A 16,528-nucleotide genomic window follows, 5' to 3' on the forward strand; every position below is an offset into this window, starting at 1 on the left:
ACAACCCCTTATTAGCCTAAACGCTGCTGCAGTGCATCTGCCAGATCCGTCTCAATCTGCTTGAGTTCATCTTCGAAAAAGAACTTATCGGTATCCAATGGGGTTAGACAGTCGATCTTATTCTCCTTCTCGTCATATTTAGCCAATATCACTCTATCCATCCATTCCATATTTCTGGCCTCAGTAAACTGCAAGGCAAAACACTTCTCGCCATTCACCACAGAGGTTCCCAAAATGGCCAACTTACCTGCCGATATAGTCATGGAGATATGGCGGGATGGGCGGTTGATAGAGGCGAGTGAGCGATAGATGCGATTAAAAATTTTGCCCATATCTGCTAACGGTGCCGTGTAGTAATGATGTTCACCGGTTGGGCGTGCGCAATACATGGAGTGGAAGCCCACACACATCATGCCCAGAATAGTGGCCAGATCGATCCAGTTTTGAGAGGAACGTTCGACATCTACATTGCCGGCTTCATCTTTGAACAGGCTGATGTGATTCATCATCGGACTCTGGCTACGAATATTCACTCCGTGATTTTGCAAACGACGAATAGCCGCTATGGTGCTTGGGTTAAGCAGTTCACGAGGCGTAGAGAAGTGTGCCATCCAAGCCAGTTGTACGCCGTTATCACGCATGGTGTCGAACAACTCAAGCATAGGTTCATACTTTTCAGTTAGCACCATCTCTGGTTGGAAGGTCAGCGCCCGGGTAGCCAGGCGGACATTTTTTACATGCAGCAAAGAGGGATCTTCGATAAGAGGCATCACATACTGGCGTAAACGGCTCACCGGCATATAGCCGCCATCACCGCCGGTGATAAGAATATCGGTCACTTCGGTATGCCGTCTCAGGTATTCATGGAGCTGAGCGATGTCTTTCTGAATAAACATATCTTCATCGCCACGAACCTGTGCGTGACGGAAACAGTAAGTACAGAAAGAGAAACAGTTTTGGGTGGTTTTATCAAACACCAGCTGACACTGAGGATACTTATGCTGACTGCCATCGAGAAACTCAAGTACGCCTTCATCGTTCACAAACCAAGGCTTATTTAGCTGCTGATTACCGTCGTGGGGATTGGTCTTCTCCATATAATCGACAGCCACCTGAGTACGGGCCTTGGCATCCTCACTGTCGATATATTGCTGCGTTGTCTGCTCATCTATCATCCCGGGCTGTGGGAACACCAGCTGGAACACTGAATCGGTTGGGTAATCATCCCAGTTGATACTATTGAGTGTGTGACGCGTCGCCAGGAAGCGATACACCTCGACAAACAGTTCACGCTCGTCGATGGCACCGATATCTATGCCATTCTTATTCAGTATCGAGCAGACTTCACGAAACCCGGACAAGCCGGTGTAGTGCTCTTTTTCATTAAAGAGAAATTCGCGGCTTTCGAGCAGACCCGAGTGCTGCGGATAGGAGGCATGCAATCTGCTAAGCAATCCCGCCGGCAGTAACCTCTCCCGGTTGATGATATTCATCGTCTCGTCACTGTACCCGTATCGGGTCATTGTCTGTTCGACAGCGGCAGTGTTAACGACTAAATGCTTTTGAGGGGCTGAGGTGGTGATAATACTTTCGGCAGAGTTCTGATTGCTCATTATTATGTCCTGTCAGTGACTTATCTCCCCTATCGAAAGGGGCATGATGCTCTTCTTAACCCCTTTTTTAATTGGAGTGTTAACAAGAGTTTTTAATAAAAGATTGCTGAACAAGAGCCGCTAAACAAGTGCCTTTAAACAAACGTTTTTAAACAGAAAGAGTAAAGCAGACAGTAAAACCACAGCTCTCGACGGTTAATTATTAACCATACATATTTTATGGGTATTGATGAAATACAATCTTTTTATGCCGCTCATAGTTAAAAGCTATGACCTAAGCTTGTTTGCATAGAAAAGTCTGAGTAGACTTGAAAGACAGAGAAGCCGCGAGAATAAGACAAGGCTAAGAAAGGAGCGAGGTCCGAGGAATGAGGAATGAGTATAGACGAAGAGAAGCTGCGTTCACTCTAGCTCTGAAACATTCGCGGCTAAAGCCGCTCCTACATAAAGAATGTCGTAGCCCGTAGCCCGTAGCTTACGCTTAATAGGATTTTAAAATGAAACTGAGATCGATTAAGTACTTTCAATCTGTGTACGAACAGGGCAGCATCACCAGCGCGGCGAGGCAGTGCTTCGTTTCTCAACCTTCTATCACCGCAGCGATTTCACAGCTGGAACAAGAGCTCAACATCGAGCTTTTCGTTCGCCATGCGGGTGGCGTCAGGCCGACTTCGGCAGCCGATAAACTCTACCCTCTGGCAAGGGAGATGAGTGATAACGAACAGTCAATTCTGCATCTGTTCAGCGATGGCCCAACCCCTATTCCCTTGCGCTTGGGACTGATGCGTTCTCTGGGAGCACAGCGAATGAGTGAGCTACTCACCGAGCTGACTAAGCGCATAGATAATCTTGAGCTGACTCTGGTTGAACCCGATGAACCTTGTGATGCGCGAGTGGTCTTATCTCAGTCAGCATCGAGCTGTGAGGACTTTATTCCCATCTGGGAAGATAGCTATCAACTTGCCATACCTAACGGCTGGTCTTTAGCCGGTAAACCTCTTATCTCTATCGAAGATCTCGACGGTATCCCCTTTATTAACCGCACTCCATGCGATGCGCTGGACAGATTAAAACAAACTATGGCGGCTCAGGGCGTTCAGTTTCAGCCCAGAGCCAATATCCGTACCATAGAATATACCTGGCCTATGGTCAGTGCAGGTGTCGGCGCCGCCCTACTGCCGGACTGGCAGGAGATAAAACATAACGATGGCTTGGTGTTACGTCCTATTGCCAACGAGAAACTCATGAAACGAATAGGGCTGGCTTATAATGCCGGTAGGATGGAAGAGCCACTGATAGCCTCGGTGATATCTGTATGTAAATCTACGGCAAGGCAGACATAGCGATTTACAAGAGCTAGCTATAGGCGATGTCCAGCCATTGACAACGCACCAACAACGCATTGATTAAATAGCAATTTAATACTTATTAGATTTAATACTTAAAACATTTAATATTGAAGGGAGTTAATCTTGAAATGAGTAAAACCGTCTCTTCGGGCCATTCCAACCTGATGCCTGAGGGCTTTACCCTCAGGCATATTAATATTTAAGAGACACTCTTCTTTCAGGCACAACCTAATCCAAGTGACTCAACTTAGTGTAGAGGTCAGGTCACTTATTTAACGACCAGTACCGGGCACTTAGCCTTATTCGCCAACGCCTCTGCCACATTAGGGTTCAGCATATGAGACAAGCCTGTATGGCCATGGCTGGCAATGACAATCATGCCGACCTCATTTTCAACGCTGTCTTCTAAGATGTTAGCGAAAATATCGCCACTTCTGATCACTGGCACCACACTCAATTTGTCATCTAAAGCAGGTTCAATTTGAGCGACCAGTTCAGTTAATTTTTCTTCTGAATAGGCTTCTAATTGTGTCTCGAGCTCTTCAGGGCTCTCAACAATAATCCCGTAATTGTGTTCGCCGTAAGGCTTACTCATAACATGTACAAGTCTTATATTTACCTGGTATAAATTTGCCATCTCGATGGCATAACTAAGGGCATGCGAAGCTGTCTCTGAAAAATCAGTAGGACATAAAATCTGACGAGTACGCATAATTATTTACTCCTTCTTTTTTTACTCATGAATTAATTTCCTTCTCATATTATGAGGCAGCACATAACGGCCAGGTAGTTCAGGCGAGTGAGCTGGGTTTATTTCACTACCAGCACAGGGCACTTAGCGCCATTGGCCACCCCTTCGGCAACATTGGTATGCAAAAAGTGTGATATCCCGGTGCGGCCATGGCAGGCCATCACTATCATTCCAACATCGTTCTCTTCCGCCTCTTCCAGAATCTGCTCCACGGGCACACCACGCCGTATTACAGTTTCAATACTCAGCTCACTCTTAAGATTTGCAAGTAGCTGTCGCATGTTCTCGGCGGCGTCCTCTTCCATATTCTGAGCCAACTCTTCCGGAGTAATGGCTAAGATTTGGAAGTTCGCATCACCATAAGGCTGATCTATCACATGCAGTAAGCGAAAACCGACATGATAAAAATTAGCCATCTCAATCGCATAACGAAGTGCGTGAGACGCAGTTTCTGAAAAATCTGTTGGACACAAAATTTGACGAGTTCTCATAATACCTCCATTAATTAAAGCATAGCTTTCATATTGAAATTTACACCTATGCACACAAATATATTGGTGATTTTTACCAATTTTCTATTTGTTAACAGTCTAATAAACTATTTACTTAAGCCAATTAAGGGCCTCTTCCCTGTCTTCGAAGAACCTAATCTCCCCGGGCGTAAACCAATCAGCCATTTTAGACATCCACTCCTGTAGGCTGCCTTTGCCTAATATCGCCATCTTTTTAAACTCTTTGCCATGAGAAAAGCCTAGCTTAAGATCGTCCCATGCAGCATGAATAGACATCCCTTTCAACGCCCTCAGATCGGCGAGCGCGTGAATATCAGGTTCTCTTATCCCAATTAAGGCGGACTCTAACAGAGGGACCATCTGCTCGTAATCTTCATGAGTCAGACTGCCAGTCGCAATAAATGACAGATAAAAGTCATCACCATTACGTTCAATTCCAATCGAAATTCCATGTCGCTCGTTACTCATATATCACTCCTTTATCCCGGAAAGTAGTGATGCCCCCTCCCACTAAAAGCATCGCTGACTAACCAAGTCTAGTTTTTTGTATGAGAGTGGAAGTTGATCGGGATCACACTGCGCCCCTAATCTGCACAAATATCAAACAGCAGTAGACCTTATGATTAAATTACACTAATATAAAAAACACGGACCGACTAATCAGTCGGTTTTGCGAGTTTTATAGATAGAGAGCTTGTAATAAAGCGCTTTTACATAGAGAGCATGCGGCCCTACCGATACCTAAGCCGGAGAAGTGAACCAATGAATATGCCCATCACGACAGAGATCAGTCCAGAAAGCGGATTAACAGAGCTGTTAGCACTACAGAGAGATGGCTACAAGTCTCAAGGCACTCCGACTTACCAGCAAAGAGTCGAGATGCTCAAAACGCTAAAAACGGCGTTGCTCAAGTATCGACAGCCTCTGGCTGAAGCACTCAATCGCGATTACGGCACCAGATCGACCGACGATACACTAATCTCTGACATCATGCCCTGTATCAACAACATCAACTACAGCCTGAAAAACCTGAAGAAGTGGATGAAGCCAAGCCGGCGTCACGCAGGGTTGCTGCTCGCTCCGGCAAAGGTGAAAGTACATTATCAACCTGTAGGCGTTGTCGGCATCATAGTACCGTGGAACTTCCCGGTAATGCTCTCGGTCGGGCCATTAATAACAGCCCTCAGCGCGGGAAATCGTGCCATGTTGAAACTATCTGAATTCACTCCCCAAACTAATAAGGTCATAGGTGAGATGCTGGCAAGTATCTTCGATACCAGCCAGGTTGCCGTGGTGGAAGGCGAAGCGGATATCGCAGCAGAGTTCTCATCCTTACCCTTCGACCACCTGCTCTTCACGGGCTCCACAACCGTGGGACGTCATGTGATGCGAGCAGCCTCGGCGAACCTGACTCCGGTAACTCTGGAGCTCGGTGGTAAGTCACCGGTAGTCATTGCACCAGATATGCCGATAGCGACCGCTGTCGAGCGCATGATCTATGGTAAATGTTTAAATTCGGGCCAGATCTGTGTCGCACCGGATTATGTTTTGGTTCCTAAAGAGAAACAGGCCGAATTCATCAAGGCCTATCAGGCTAAGTTCACCGCAATGTATGGCAAGGTTAGCGACAATAATGATTACGGCGCCATCATCAATCAACGTCAGTTCGACCGCCTGACTTCGGTACTCGAAGATGCCAAGTCTAAGGGAGCCAAGGTGATTTCGGCCAACGATGAAGCCATCAATACCGCTAAGCGAAAAATCCCGACTCAGCTTATCACCGACGTCGATGATGATATGCTGCTGATGCAAGATGAGATATTTGGCCCTCTGCTGCCGATCATCGGTTATGACACACTCGATGATGCCGTCACTTATATCAACGAACGCCCTAGACCCTTAGCCTTGTACATCATGAGCTTCGATGATCAGGTTCAGGAACGCATCCTTAACCAGACACACTCAGGTGGCGTCTGTATTAACGAGACAGTTTTCCACGTCGCCGCCGATGACGCGCCATTTGGTGGAATTGGACCGTCGGGCATGGGACACTATCATGGCAAGGAGGGGTTCCTGACACTCAGCCATGCAAAAACGGTATTAAGCCGAGGCAAGTTGAACACAGGAAAATTTGTTCACCCGCCCTATGGCAATGCGATTCAAGCACTGCTTTATAAACTCTTTTTACGTTAAGACACGCATAAAAACAGAGAGCCAGATGAGAGTCTGGCTTAGGATACACATGACCCGAAAAGATAAAAAACAAGCCATCTTAGACACCGCACTGACCTTGTTCGTCAGCCAAGGCTTTTATGCGACTTCGACCGCCTCGATAGCTAAAAAAGCGGGTGTGGCTACCGGCACTCTGTTTCATCATTTCCCCTCCAAGGATGAACTGATGAATCATCTTTTTTTAACCATAAAACAAGAGTTCGCCAATGAAATCCAGGCCCAAATAAAAGATAGCGGCGATCTCAAGAATGACGCCGAGCACCTCTGGTGCAGCGCCATACAATGGGCCATGGATAATCCACTTAAGCAGGAATTCTTTCAGCAGTACTCCATGTCACCCTCTATCGCCATAGAGATCAGAGAGCAGGCCATGAATGGCATACTAGGTTTCATGGGCACTCTGTTACAGCAAGGCCAAGCACAGGGGTTACTCGCGAACTATCCGCTGGCTTTAATGCAAGATAACTGTCACGGACAATACCTCGCCGCCACCCGTTACTTCTTAGATAATCCAGGCAAGTGGCAGGAGCCTGAACACAAACAAGCCAGCTTTGCCCTGTTTTGGAATGCGATGGCTAAGGGCTGAGAAGTTGCGAGCTCAAGGCAAAGCAAAGAAAGTATCGAGTTTCGAGCAAAAGCCAAATCGAAGAGACAACCGTCTTGTAAATCAACCAGTGTAGATGCAGCTGCGAGCTTCGATGACAGGGCCGTTCAATGACATCCATGTCACCACGGCATTTGTGAATCCATTCACATCAGATGTCATCGCAGAGCCCACAGGGATTGTGCTTGCGGCGACTCACTGAAGTATCTGCACATAAGCTCACCGCAGGTGATAAACGGAAATGAAGGTACGACCTTCAACAACCTTACCCAATACCAATGAACTGAAATAGAAAATGTAATCAACCTTCATTCGAAGGTATCAACTATTGGGGTAACCACACCCTTACACACAGACCTACATTATCGCGGTTATGCATGCTAATTCTGCCATCGTGGGCCTCGATGATCTCTCGGCAAAGGGGTAAGCCCAAGCCTGTGCCGGACTGCTTGGTCGAGTAGAAAGGTAACAGGGCCTGCTTGAGCACATCAGGTGACATTCCCGCTCCTTCATCATTGATCTCTATGCTGATCCCGGAGGTGCCATCGACCAAGGTAGATTCTTCAATGCTGAGAGTCACGCCATCTGCAGCAGACCCCGATTCGTGGGCATTCTTAAGCAAGTTAAGCAGTACTTGCTCCATCTGGATAAGATCGAGACTCCCCTGAGATCCGGGAAGTTCTCCCTCCAGTTTAAATGAGTAATGCTGACCGAGCTGCTCCGTGAGTTTATGCCAATCTACGACAGACTTTTTGGGCAAAGGCAACTTGGCGAAACGTGCATAGTTGAAGATAAACTGGCTCAGATGATTAGTGCGATCCTCAATGGTATCGAAGATCATCTTAAGTTTAGGGTCATTCAGCTCACTGGTGATCATGCGCCCCGAGTTCACCATAGAGGCGATTGGCGCCACCGAGTTATTCAGCTCATGGCTGATGATGCGTATCACCTTCTTCCACACTGCCACTTCCTGCCTGTTGAGCTCATGAGTCATCTGCTTCAGCAGCAACAGATGATGATATTGACCATTAAGCAGGAACTGCCCCCTAGACAGGTGCCAGGTTTCATCTTCGCCATCATCACTGGCAGCAAGACTAAACAGCCCCCCCTTGGGGTTTTGTAATGCTCTGGAAAGTTCATCGCTAACAGATTCCAAAAGCGTTAGCAGGCTTAAGCCTTCGATACGGGAGCCCTGATTAAACAGGTGCCTTGCCGCATCATTGGCATAAATGATCCGCTGTGCATCATCGAGCAGCAGCATAACATTGGGTGAACTCTGGATAACTTTATCGAGCAGGAGTTCACGTTGGTAGATATATTGACGTTCCTGACGCAGGCTGGCGGCAGATTCATTGAAAAGGGTCGCCAATGCACTGAGTTGCTCATCGCCGCTCACGGGAATACTGATGCTGAAATCATTATCTTTAAAGTTGAGCAAGCCAACTTCCAATGCCATCAGACTCGTCGCCAACTTACGGGTAACAAAGTAACTCATCGCCCAGGAAAGTGAGATGGTGGCCAATATAATGAGTGCCAACTCTCCCCACTGCCTACCTTGACCTTGAACCGGCTCAGTCAGTGATTCAGAGAGTGGCTCAGACAAGAGCAAAAAAGAGAGTAAAACACCGGACACGCTGGCAATCACGGTTCCTAATATCAATTTAGTGCGTAATGCCACTCTTACATTAAGAGACACATTAAAAGGTAAATTTATAGCCATAAGCGGCAGACCACTCCTTTACTTATCAATACCAAACTTTTCCATGCGTCCATGCTCCTATCAACAGAGGGCTTGTCGGCGTATTCTTTAATAAATAAACGGATGAATCATTACTTATCAATACCAAACTTTTCCATACGACGATACAAGGCTTGCCTGCTGAGACCGAATGACTTGGCGACTCTGGCAATAACTCCGCGATGCTCGACTAAAGCCGCCTCGATGCTTGCCTTATCCAGGGGCTCCTTGCCCACTGGTTCCGATTCTTTGCCAGAACCAGTTTCAGCAAATGTCTGAGATGAGTCAACGCTATGAGTCTCATCCTCAGTGAGTTTATCGATATCCGCTGCTTGCTTATGCTCAGGCTGCTTATGCTCAGGCTGCTTATGCTCAGCCTGTCTTGGAGTAAGGCTGGCAGCCGAAGTCGCTATCAAGCCGAAATCTTCCACAGTTAACACATTATCCTGCGCCAGTATCACCGCACGCTTGCAGACATTTTCCAGCTCTCTGACATTACCCGGCCATTGATGCTCAACGAGCACCTGCTGAGTCTGTTTATTGAGTGAGAAACCCGGGCCAATAAAGTGGTCGACCAGAGGAAGAATATCATCACAGCGAGCATTAAGTGGAGGCAGAGGCAGCTCGATCACATTGAGTCGATAAAACAGATCTTCACGAAAACGCCCCTCACGAATATCGACTGCCAGATCGGCGTTAGTGGCACTCAGCACCCGCACATTCACCTTACGGGTCTGATGACTACCTAAGCGCTCAAACTCACCGGTTTGTAGCACCCGCAATAACTTAACCTGACCCGAGAGAGGTAGATTACCTATCTCATCTAAAAACAGGGTGCCGCCATCCGCAGCTTCGAAACGACCGATACGGGTCTTGTTCGCCCCGGTAAAGGCTCCCGCTTCTGCACCAAACAGTTCCGCCTCTAATAGCTCCATCGGCAGAGCGCCAATGTTCACCTTGATAAAAGGTTTCCCCTTAAGAGGCGAGTTAGCATGAATGATATCGGCCAACTTATCTTTGCCAGCACCGTTAGGTCCGGTAATAAGCACCGACACATCGGAGCGCGCTATCTGCAGGGCTAAATCGACACAGCGCTGCATAGCGCCGCTGCCGAAGACTATGCCACACAGATCGGCTCCCTTGATGGCAGACATACGCTCATTTTCGACGCGCTTGAGCTGAGTATTGGCTTTTGAAAGTGTATGCAGCGAGATAAGGTTATTGATACTGGTCAGTAACTTGGCATCCTCCCAAGGCTTCCCCATGTAATCTGCCGCCCCCTCTTTAACCAACTCTACCGCGATCTCTAACTGAGTCCATGCGGTAAGCAGTATGATGGGCAAGTCAGGCTGAATTCCCCTGATGGCGTAAAATAGCGCTTTGCCCTCTTCACCGGACGTGGTGTCTTGAGTGAAGTTCATATCCTGGATCACCAGAGAGATATCATGCAGGTGTATCAATTCCAGCGCAGTATCGGGTGATAAACAAGTAAGCGAATGATAACCGTGAAGTTCCAACATCAAGGCCAATGCATTACACACGGCTTGGTTATCATCGACAATAAGAATCGTATCCATATCTTCTTTTATAATCTGTATACCCGTTTGATAGTGAGTTATTGAGGGCTAGTAACCGAATGCTAGTCGTCACAAGAGCTCCTAATCTCGGGAGCTAAATAGTCAATAGTTGTCTGAAATTTGTTTTTTAATGTCGCTTAAAACTGAGACTAAAACTAACTGAAAGCGAATGAGAATTAAAGACTATTTCTCATTCGCTTAACATTTATATGCTTACACGCTTCGAGTCTATATCCCTATACGCTTCGCGTCGCGATTGCAGGCGATATTCTTGCCGCTTTTCGAGCCGGCAAAATAACCGCAATGGTAGTTAGCACAATGAGCCCTGCCACAGTCGATAGCGGATAGATGAGCTCTAGTTGAGGTAAGCTGTATAGGCTCATCAGTTGTTGCCCTAATTGCACAGCGACCAAAGCACCAATAACACCACCAACAATACAGATTATATAATTTTCCACCAGAAAGAAGCTGATAATGTCACGCTTCTTCGCGCCTAATGCACGGCGGGTACCTATCTGCTTAGTGCGGCGTTCGATGTTAAACATCACCATACCTGCCAGACCCAGTGAGGTAATAAGTAGCAGCAGTATCACCATCATAGACAGCACCGTTGCCATCAATTCATGGTTACGATAGGCGCTTTTCCTATGCTCACTGATCAATTTAAAACCACTGACTACACGCTCTCGATTATCTCTATGCAGTGCAGCCGGAATAGCTTCTTTTAGCTGTGCTAAGGTCCCCTCTTCCGCCCTGACTAAAAACTTAGTGAATGGAAACGCTAACTCAACATTAAGTATGACACTGTTCTCCAGACTAGAGTTATTTACCCAAGCCCCCTGCAGTGTCTCCACTACACCTATGATCTCAACAGGTTCTTGACCAAAATCGGCGGCATAGAAAACTTGACCAACAGCTGGCTCATCTCCCCAGGTCGCCTTAGCAAACGCCTGACTGACAATGCCTAAGTTCGCCTGATTCGGGCTGCCCTGAAGAATTTCCTCTTCGAAGAAATTACGCCCGGCAATAAGCTTTACACCTAAGGTTTTGAGCATCTGCTCATCACCATAATAGATGGCTGCGCCTTCGGTCTCCTTGGCCGTCTCCTCGCTCTCTCCTAAAGTGAACACTGACATCCAGCCACCACCACTTAAGGGAGTCATACTGGTACTCGTTGCACCGATAACACCAGGTAAGTTGCGCAGAGTAGTCATATCACGGCCATTTTGCGCACCGTAATCTGTCTCAGGGTTGAAGTTATAGACTCTAAAATCGAACACTTCCGATTCGGCTAAGCCTGAATCCCGGCTCATTAAATCAATTCGCTCACTGATGATAAAGCTGGCATTCGCAACTATGGACACAGATAAAATTATCTGAATAAGCAGCAATATCGGGCCACTCTTATTGCGCATAAGCGTACTTAAAATGGGTTTAATCTGTAACATGCTAAGCTCTCCCTTTCTTTATTGGCTTTTCAGATGAACGCTTGGATTAGTCGAACAGATGCGCCAGGCGGGATATATACCGGCAAGCAGTGCTGCAATAATTGCGATGCTAGGCGCTAACACCCACATGCTGTAACCCAGTTGAGTCAGTGCATCTTCCAGCTCAAAGTGAGCCGATAGCAGAGATAGCGAGCCCCAGGCCCAAAGGAGGCCCAGTACCCCGCCACAGAAGCCAATTAGTCCGACCTCAACCATATGCTGAGAAAAAATCTGAGTTTGACTTGCGCCGATAGCGCGGCGAACGCCAATCTCTGGGGCACGTTTGAGAAACTTAGCCAGCAACAGCCCCAACATATTAACCAGGCACACGATAAGAAATAGAGCGCTCAAGCCAACAAGGATCTTGTTGTCTTCCGGAACCACCTTATTCACTTTCAGCCATTGTGCGACATCGGCTATCTCAGCTTTTGCATCCGGCATCTCGAAGCGACCGAGCAGCTTTTGCTGTTCAATATAGTTGGCAAGCCACTCTTCATAAGCGCGAATTTGCTCAGGATTATCCAACTCTACCCAATATTGATTCCAGTGTGCTTCTGACGCCAGCCGCTGGGCATAAGTATCCATGGGTTCATTACGCCAACTCTGATTGTTACCCCAGCTTTGATACTCCTCGGTGGGCGCTAATGAATATGGAACAAAGATCTTCTCGGCATCGTTAAAGGCGCCATTGTTCACATCGTAATATTTAGGGCTTGGATTCCAGGTCTTAGTCACGCCCACAATTTGATAAGGCTTACGGTTCAAATACAGTGTTTTACCGACACTATTTTCGCCTGCAAACACTTGTTTATTGAGCTCTTCACTGATCACTACCTGATAGGCAGGCTCACTGTCCACCTGCTTATCCCATGCACCGCCATAGAGGAATGGCACAGAGAATAGCCCAAAAAAATCTCTATCAGTGACGCGAGCATTTTCTAAAACAGGGGTAAATTCCGGGTCATCTGTTTGCACCGCAAACCCTGTCATGAACATGGGGGTCTGGCGAACGGGCACCGGGCTTTTACGCAAGTTAAAACCATCTTGATAGGTGATCTGCTGATTAAGGCGTGACCAGGTATCAATCCCTTGACTCCATAACCGCACCTCAAATAACTTAGAAGAACGCTCACCCGCCGGGTTAATCGAAGCCATCTGATAGATGTTCAAGGTCGTAATAGTAATACCGATACCGATAGAGATAGCGAGCACCATTAGTAGTGACAAAAATGGCGTCTTCTTTATGCTGCGCCAGGCGAGATCAAGATAATAAAAAAACATAGGTACTCTCCTTAGCTCGCCACTTTGTCTTGATTCGAAGGCTCTTGAGATCCTGTCACCAGATGTGGCTTCTCGATGGTGCGTTCTCCGCCCTGATACATGGTAAAATCACATACTTGGCCATCGACAATCTGAATATTGCGCTGAGCACGGCGAGCAAGCTCAGGGTCGTGAGTCACCATGATAATGGTGGTACCCGCCTTGTTAATCTCCTCTAACAGCTCCATCACCTGACGCGCCATCATGCTATCGAGATTACCCGTTGGCTCATCGGCAAGCAGGAATCTAGGCTCTCCGGCTAAGGCACGGGCAATAGCTACACGCTGCTGCTGACCACCTGAAAGCTGAGATGGCAGGTGCTTCATACGGGCAGCAAGACCGACTTGCTCAAGTGCATGCTGTACGCGACGCTTACGCTCTTTGGCATTGAAACCGCGATATCGCAGCGGCACTTCCACATTTTCCGCCAGGTTCAGATCCGGGATCAGGTTGAAGCCCTGGAAGATAAAGCCAATCTTTTCATTACGAATCGCAGCACTCTTGTTATCGCTCAGATTTGAAATATTCACCCCATCGAGAAAGTAATCCCCCTGAGTAAAGCCTTCGAGCAAACCTGCAATATTGAGGAAGGTCGTTTTACCCGAACCGGATGGGCCGGTAACCGCCACAAACTCGCCTTCATTTACCTCCAGATTAAATTCACGCAGCGCATGAGTTTCCACCAGATCGGTTTTAAATACTTTGCTGATATTCTTCATCGATAACATGTTCAATATTCCCTATTTTTTATCGTTTAATTCTTTGATGTTCATTGTTTGCGACTGTAGGGGCTGATGTTGCGGCAATGGCCCTTCCCGGCTAAAGCCGGTCCTACATGTATCTGTTTCTTCCTTCCCGGCTAAAGCCGGTCCTACAAGACCAACGCCATCACTAGTTTCTGTACAAAATCCGGAGCATTAGTCGTTACATTAGTGCCGACATTCGAGACTTCAGATAGTGGCTCGGTGACCTCTAAAATATTCAGTCCAAACACGAACCAGTCACCAACATTCTGAGTCGAGACCTGAACCGCAACGAGCAGCAGCAAAAGTGCTGTAATCGTTATGACTCTCTCTATGCTGAAGGTTCCTTGCAGGCCGAAGGCTCTCTGTACGCTAAGGGCGCTTTGCTCGCCATAGTCTCTGTCTACACTAAGGGCTTCGTGCTCATTCATACTTTGATTTAATCTGTTCATCTTGCTCTCCTTAGCGAACCAGCACTTGCTGTGCTTTGTTAAATGGTTGAATGCTTGAGATAACCCAGACATCACCAGCCTTACCGCCCTGTAGCACCTCGATATGGCTCATACTGCGGGCGCCGAGTTGAATTGAAGTTTGTTCAGCGATATCACCGTTTATGGCATACACCTCTCGGCCACCACCGGTTGAAACAAAAGCGCCACGCTTAACCATCAGGACATTAGGTCTGTTTTCCAGTAATACCCGCGCCGATAACCTTTGGTTTTGACGTAAATGAAGGCGTTCATCTTGCTCGAACCGCACTCGGGCGGTCACTTCACGGTTTCTTACTTCCGGTGAAATAGAGGAGAGTTGGCCCATCAATGTCAGAGAGCCGAAACTCAGTTCCACATCCATACCTAAGCCCAGTTCATCGGCGTAAGACTCGGGGACGGCCAGTTCTGCCTCGAAGGCGCTCAAATCCACTACGGTCAGAATGGGTTGGCTCTGAGCGACGCGGGCTTTTTGCTCCGTTAACCAGTTACCGATAATGCCGCCCACCGGAGCCTCGATACTCAAGGCAGCAACCTGGCGCTCAAGTTCTGTCACAACCAATGCCTGACGATTAACCTCAGCGGCTTTATTTTTAATTTCGAAGGTGAGTGTGTCTTTCATCAACTCGGCTTCCTGCTTTGCATGAGCCGAAAGCAGCTTGGCTTTATGGAGGTCGTCTTTGCCTTTCTCAAAATCTATCTTAGAGATGAGCTTGTTATGGATAAGCTCATCACCACGACGGCTCTCACGATCGGCGGCGGCAAGGTCGACCTTAGCCATATCGATAGTCTGCTGTGCCTTAAGCTGTTGACGGCGGGCATCGAGACGGGCACGCTCTAATGCGCTTTTCATCCCCTCTAACAGGGCTTCCTGCTGCTTCAGACTATTGGTGAGTTTGTGACTCTCGATAGTCGCAACCACGTCACCCTTTTCGACGCGATCTCCGGGCTTTGCCATCAAGGTGACCGTACCTTGGTCGTTGCTATATAGGATGGGGGCATTGGCGGCGACAATTTTACCCGTTGTGGCGATATCTCGTGTGAGTGTGCCCTTCTCCAGAGTGGCAAACCTAAGCTCGCTTCGGCTAATTGACTCACTGACCTGACTGCCACCGACACTTGACCAAACGAGGCCTGATACCAATAACACGGCGACGCCTGCCATCAGGGGCAATTTCAACTTCTTTGTCAGGCTGGCCTGTATTACTGTGTCCTGTCCGCTCGTATCCTGAATCATCATCTATCCCTAACTGTCCGCTTGGTCACTATTGGTTAAATAGCGCTGAATTAACACTTACTTTACAAGTAGCGTGCCAAAAACAATTAACATATACATAACAGCAGGTTAGGATTTTAAGGTGGAATTTAAACAGCAAAAAGTGTCCGCGGACACAGGGGGAAGTGTCCGGTTTTCAGGAGGAGATGTCCGATATAGGGAAAGTGTCCGGTTTTTTAAGGCAAGAGTAGCGAGTTTCGAGATACGAGATACGAGATACGAGATAAGCTTGATATGACCCATGTAGGAGCGGCTTTAGCCGCGAAGCTTTTTAGGGTTCTAGGTTCCAGGCCCTAGTTCCTAGAGCCCAGATAACTTTTAACCCGCCTTTACCATATCGGGTTGGGTAGACTTGATGAGTTTACCCAGGTAGAGACCGAACAGCATGGCCACGACAAACAGGCCAAGACTCATATCGAGAGTGGCAATATTGACGATAGCAGGGCCCGGGCAGATCCCCACGATTCCCCAACCTAGCCCAAACAGACCCGCCCCTAAAATCAGGTGAGTATCTAAAGTTTTCTTTTCAGGAAAATGGTACTGAGTGTCACAGACGGGCGCTCGACCGGCTCTGATATTAGGCTTAACCACAAGATAAAATAGTGACATATAAACGGCCAAAGCACCTGTCATCACCACCATAAGCGACGGATCCCAGGTACCGTTTGAGATACGACTGACATCGAGAAACCCTATCACCTTGGCGGGGTCGGCAAGGCCCGATACCAATAACCCGGTACCAAATAGCACGCCACACAATAGGGCTACGACTTTACTCTTTATAAAACTAGTTTTCTTTATGGAACTGGTTTTCATCTGGAACTACTCACTATCTTTC

16 protein-coding genes are annotated in these 16,528 nt (G+C 47.6%); 4 read left to right on the forward strand and 12 right to left on the reverse strand.

Features of this window, described 5'->3' with window-relative positions; all coding sequences use genetic code 11:
- Positions 1 to 11 precede the first annotated feature (11 nt).
- Entirely contained in the window at positions 12 to 1,613 is a 1,602-nt protein-coding gene (locus tag EKG39_RS18675) for a hypothetical protein (RefSeq protein ID WP_246028559.1), read from the reverse strand.
- A gap of 497 nt (positions 1,614 to 2,110) precedes the next feature.
- Here EKG39_RS18675 and EKG39_RS18680 point away from each other — a divergent pair, with 497 nt between their 5' ends.
- Positions 2,111 to 2,956 (forward strand): LysR family transcriptional regulator, encoded by an 846-nt coding sequence (locus tag EKG39_RS18680; RefSeq protein ID WP_126507494.1) that lies wholly within the window; start codon positions 2,111 to 2,113, stop codon positions 2,954 to 2,956.
- 274 nt (positions 2,957 to 3,230) lie between these two features.
- Here EKG39_RS18680 and EKG39_RS18685 read toward each other — a convergent pair whose 3' ends face one another.
- From EKG39_RS18685 to EKG39_RS18695, 3 genes are all read right to left on the reverse strand, one after another.
- Positions 3,231 to 3,674: a universal stress protein gene (locus EKG39_RS18685; RefSeq protein ID WP_126507495.1), complete on the reverse strand. Its 444-nt coding sequence runs from the start codon at positions 3,672 to 3,674 to the stop codon at positions 3,231 to 3,233.
- A 98-nt stretch (positions 3,675 to 3,772) separates the two neighbouring features.
- On the reverse strand, positions 3,773 to 4,204 hold the full coding sequence (locus tag EKG39_RS18690; RefSeq protein WP_126507496.1) for a universal stress protein: 432 nt from the start codon (positions 4,202 to 4,204) through the stop codon (positions 3,773 to 3,775).
- 111 nt (positions 4,205 to 4,315) lie between these two features.
- The gene (locus tag EKG39_RS18695) at positions 4,316 to 4,693 is read right to left on the reverse strand and encodes a SpoIIAA family protein (protein WP_126507497.1); all 378 of its coding nucleotides are present in this window, start codon (positions 4,691 to 4,693) and stop codon (positions 4,316 to 4,318) included.
- 294 nt (positions 4,694 to 4,987) lie between these two features.
- On the opposite strand from EKG39_RS18695, the gene EKG39_RS18700 reads away from it, so the two are divergent.
- The 3 genes from EKG39_RS18700 to EKG39_RS23770 all read left to right on the forward strand — a co-directional run bounded on the left by EKG39_RS18700 (position 4,988) and on the right by EKG39_RS23770 (position 7,263).
- Positions 4,988 to 6,418, forward strand: a complete 1,431-nt coding sequence (locus EKG39_RS18700) for a coniferyl aldehyde dehydrogenase (RefSeq protein ID WP_126507498.1) — start codon at positions 4,988 to 4,990, stop codon at positions 6,416 to 6,418.
- Between the two features lie 49 nt (positions 6,419 to 6,467).
- A complete protein-coding gene (locus EKG39_RS18705) occupies positions 6,468 to 7,043 on the forward strand; it encodes a TetR/AcrR family transcriptional regulator (protein ID WP_126507499.1) in 576 nt (191 codons plus the stop codon).
- A gap of 94 nt (positions 7,044 to 7,137) precedes the next feature.
- The gene (locus EKG39_RS23770; protein ID WP_281276264.1) at positions 7,138 to 7,263 is read left to right on the forward strand and encodes a hypothetical protein; all 126 of its coding nucleotides are present in this window, start codon (positions 7,138 to 7,140) and stop codon (positions 7,261 to 7,263) included.
- Positions 7,264 to 7,386: 123 nt separating this feature from the next.
- Here the strand turns inward: EKG39_RS23770 and EKG39_RS18710 are convergent, their stop codons facing one another.
- The 8 genes from EKG39_RS18710 to EKG39_RS18745 form a co-directional block, all read right to left on the reverse strand.
- Positions 7,387 to 8,781, reverse strand: a complete 1,395-nt coding sequence (locus tag EKG39_RS18710; protein WP_126507500.1) for a sensor histidine kinase — start codon at positions 8,779 to 8,781, stop codon at positions 7,387 to 7,389.
- Between the two features lie 110 nt (positions 8,782 to 8,891).
- A complete protein-coding gene (locus EKG39_RS18715; RefSeq protein WP_126507501.1) occupies positions 8,892 to 10,376 on the reverse strand; it encodes a sigma-54-dependent transcriptional regulator in 1,485 nt (494 codons plus the stop codon).
- A gap of 236 nt (positions 10,377 to 10,612) precedes the next feature.
- Positions 10,613 to 11,824 (reverse strand): FtsX-like permease family protein, encoded by a 1,212-nt coding sequence (locus EKG39_RS18720; RefSeq protein WP_126507502.1) that lies wholly within the window; start codon positions 11,822 to 11,824, stop codon positions 10,613 to 10,615.
- A gap of 18 nt (positions 11,825 to 11,842) precedes the next feature.
- Positions 11,843 to 13,144, reverse strand: coding sequence for an ABC transporter permease (locus tag EKG39_RS18725; RefSeq protein WP_126507503.1), 1,302 nt, complete (start codon positions 13,142 to 13,144; stop codon positions 11,843 to 11,845).
- An 11-nt stretch (positions 13,145 to 13,155) separates the two neighbouring features.
- Positions 13,156 to 13,911 (reverse strand): ABC transporter ATP-binding protein, encoded by a 756-nt coding sequence (locus EKG39_RS18730; RefSeq protein ID WP_126507504.1) that lies wholly within the window; start codon positions 13,909 to 13,911, stop codon positions 13,156 to 13,158.
- Positions 13,912 to 14,054: 143 nt separating this feature from the next.
- On the reverse strand, positions 14,055 to 14,378 hold the full coding sequence (locus tag EKG39_RS18735; protein ID WP_126507505.1) for a hypothetical protein: 324 nt from the start codon (positions 14,376 to 14,378) through the stop codon (positions 14,055 to 14,057).
- 10 nt (positions 14,379 to 14,388) lie between these two features.
- The gene (locus tag EKG39_RS18740) at positions 14,389 to 15,651 is read right to left on the reverse strand and encodes an efflux RND transporter periplasmic adaptor subunit (protein ID WP_126507506.1); all 1,263 of its coding nucleotides are present in this window, start codon (positions 15,649 to 15,651) and stop codon (positions 14,389 to 14,391) included.
- Positions 15,652 to 16,008: 357 nt separating this feature from the next.
- Positions 16,009 to 16,506, reverse strand: a complete 498-nt coding sequence (locus EKG39_RS18745; protein WP_126507507.1) for a DUF6691 family protein — start codon at positions 16,504 to 16,506, stop codon at positions 16,009 to 16,011.
- Positions 16,507 to 16,528 lie beyond the last annotated feature (22 nt).

Origin of the sequence: Shewanella atlantica (genome assembly GCF_003966265.1) — a bacterium.
GTDB classification, from domain to species: domain Bacteria; phylum Pseudomonadota; class Gammaproteobacteria; order Enterobacterales; family Shewanellaceae; genus Shewanella; species Shewanella atlantica.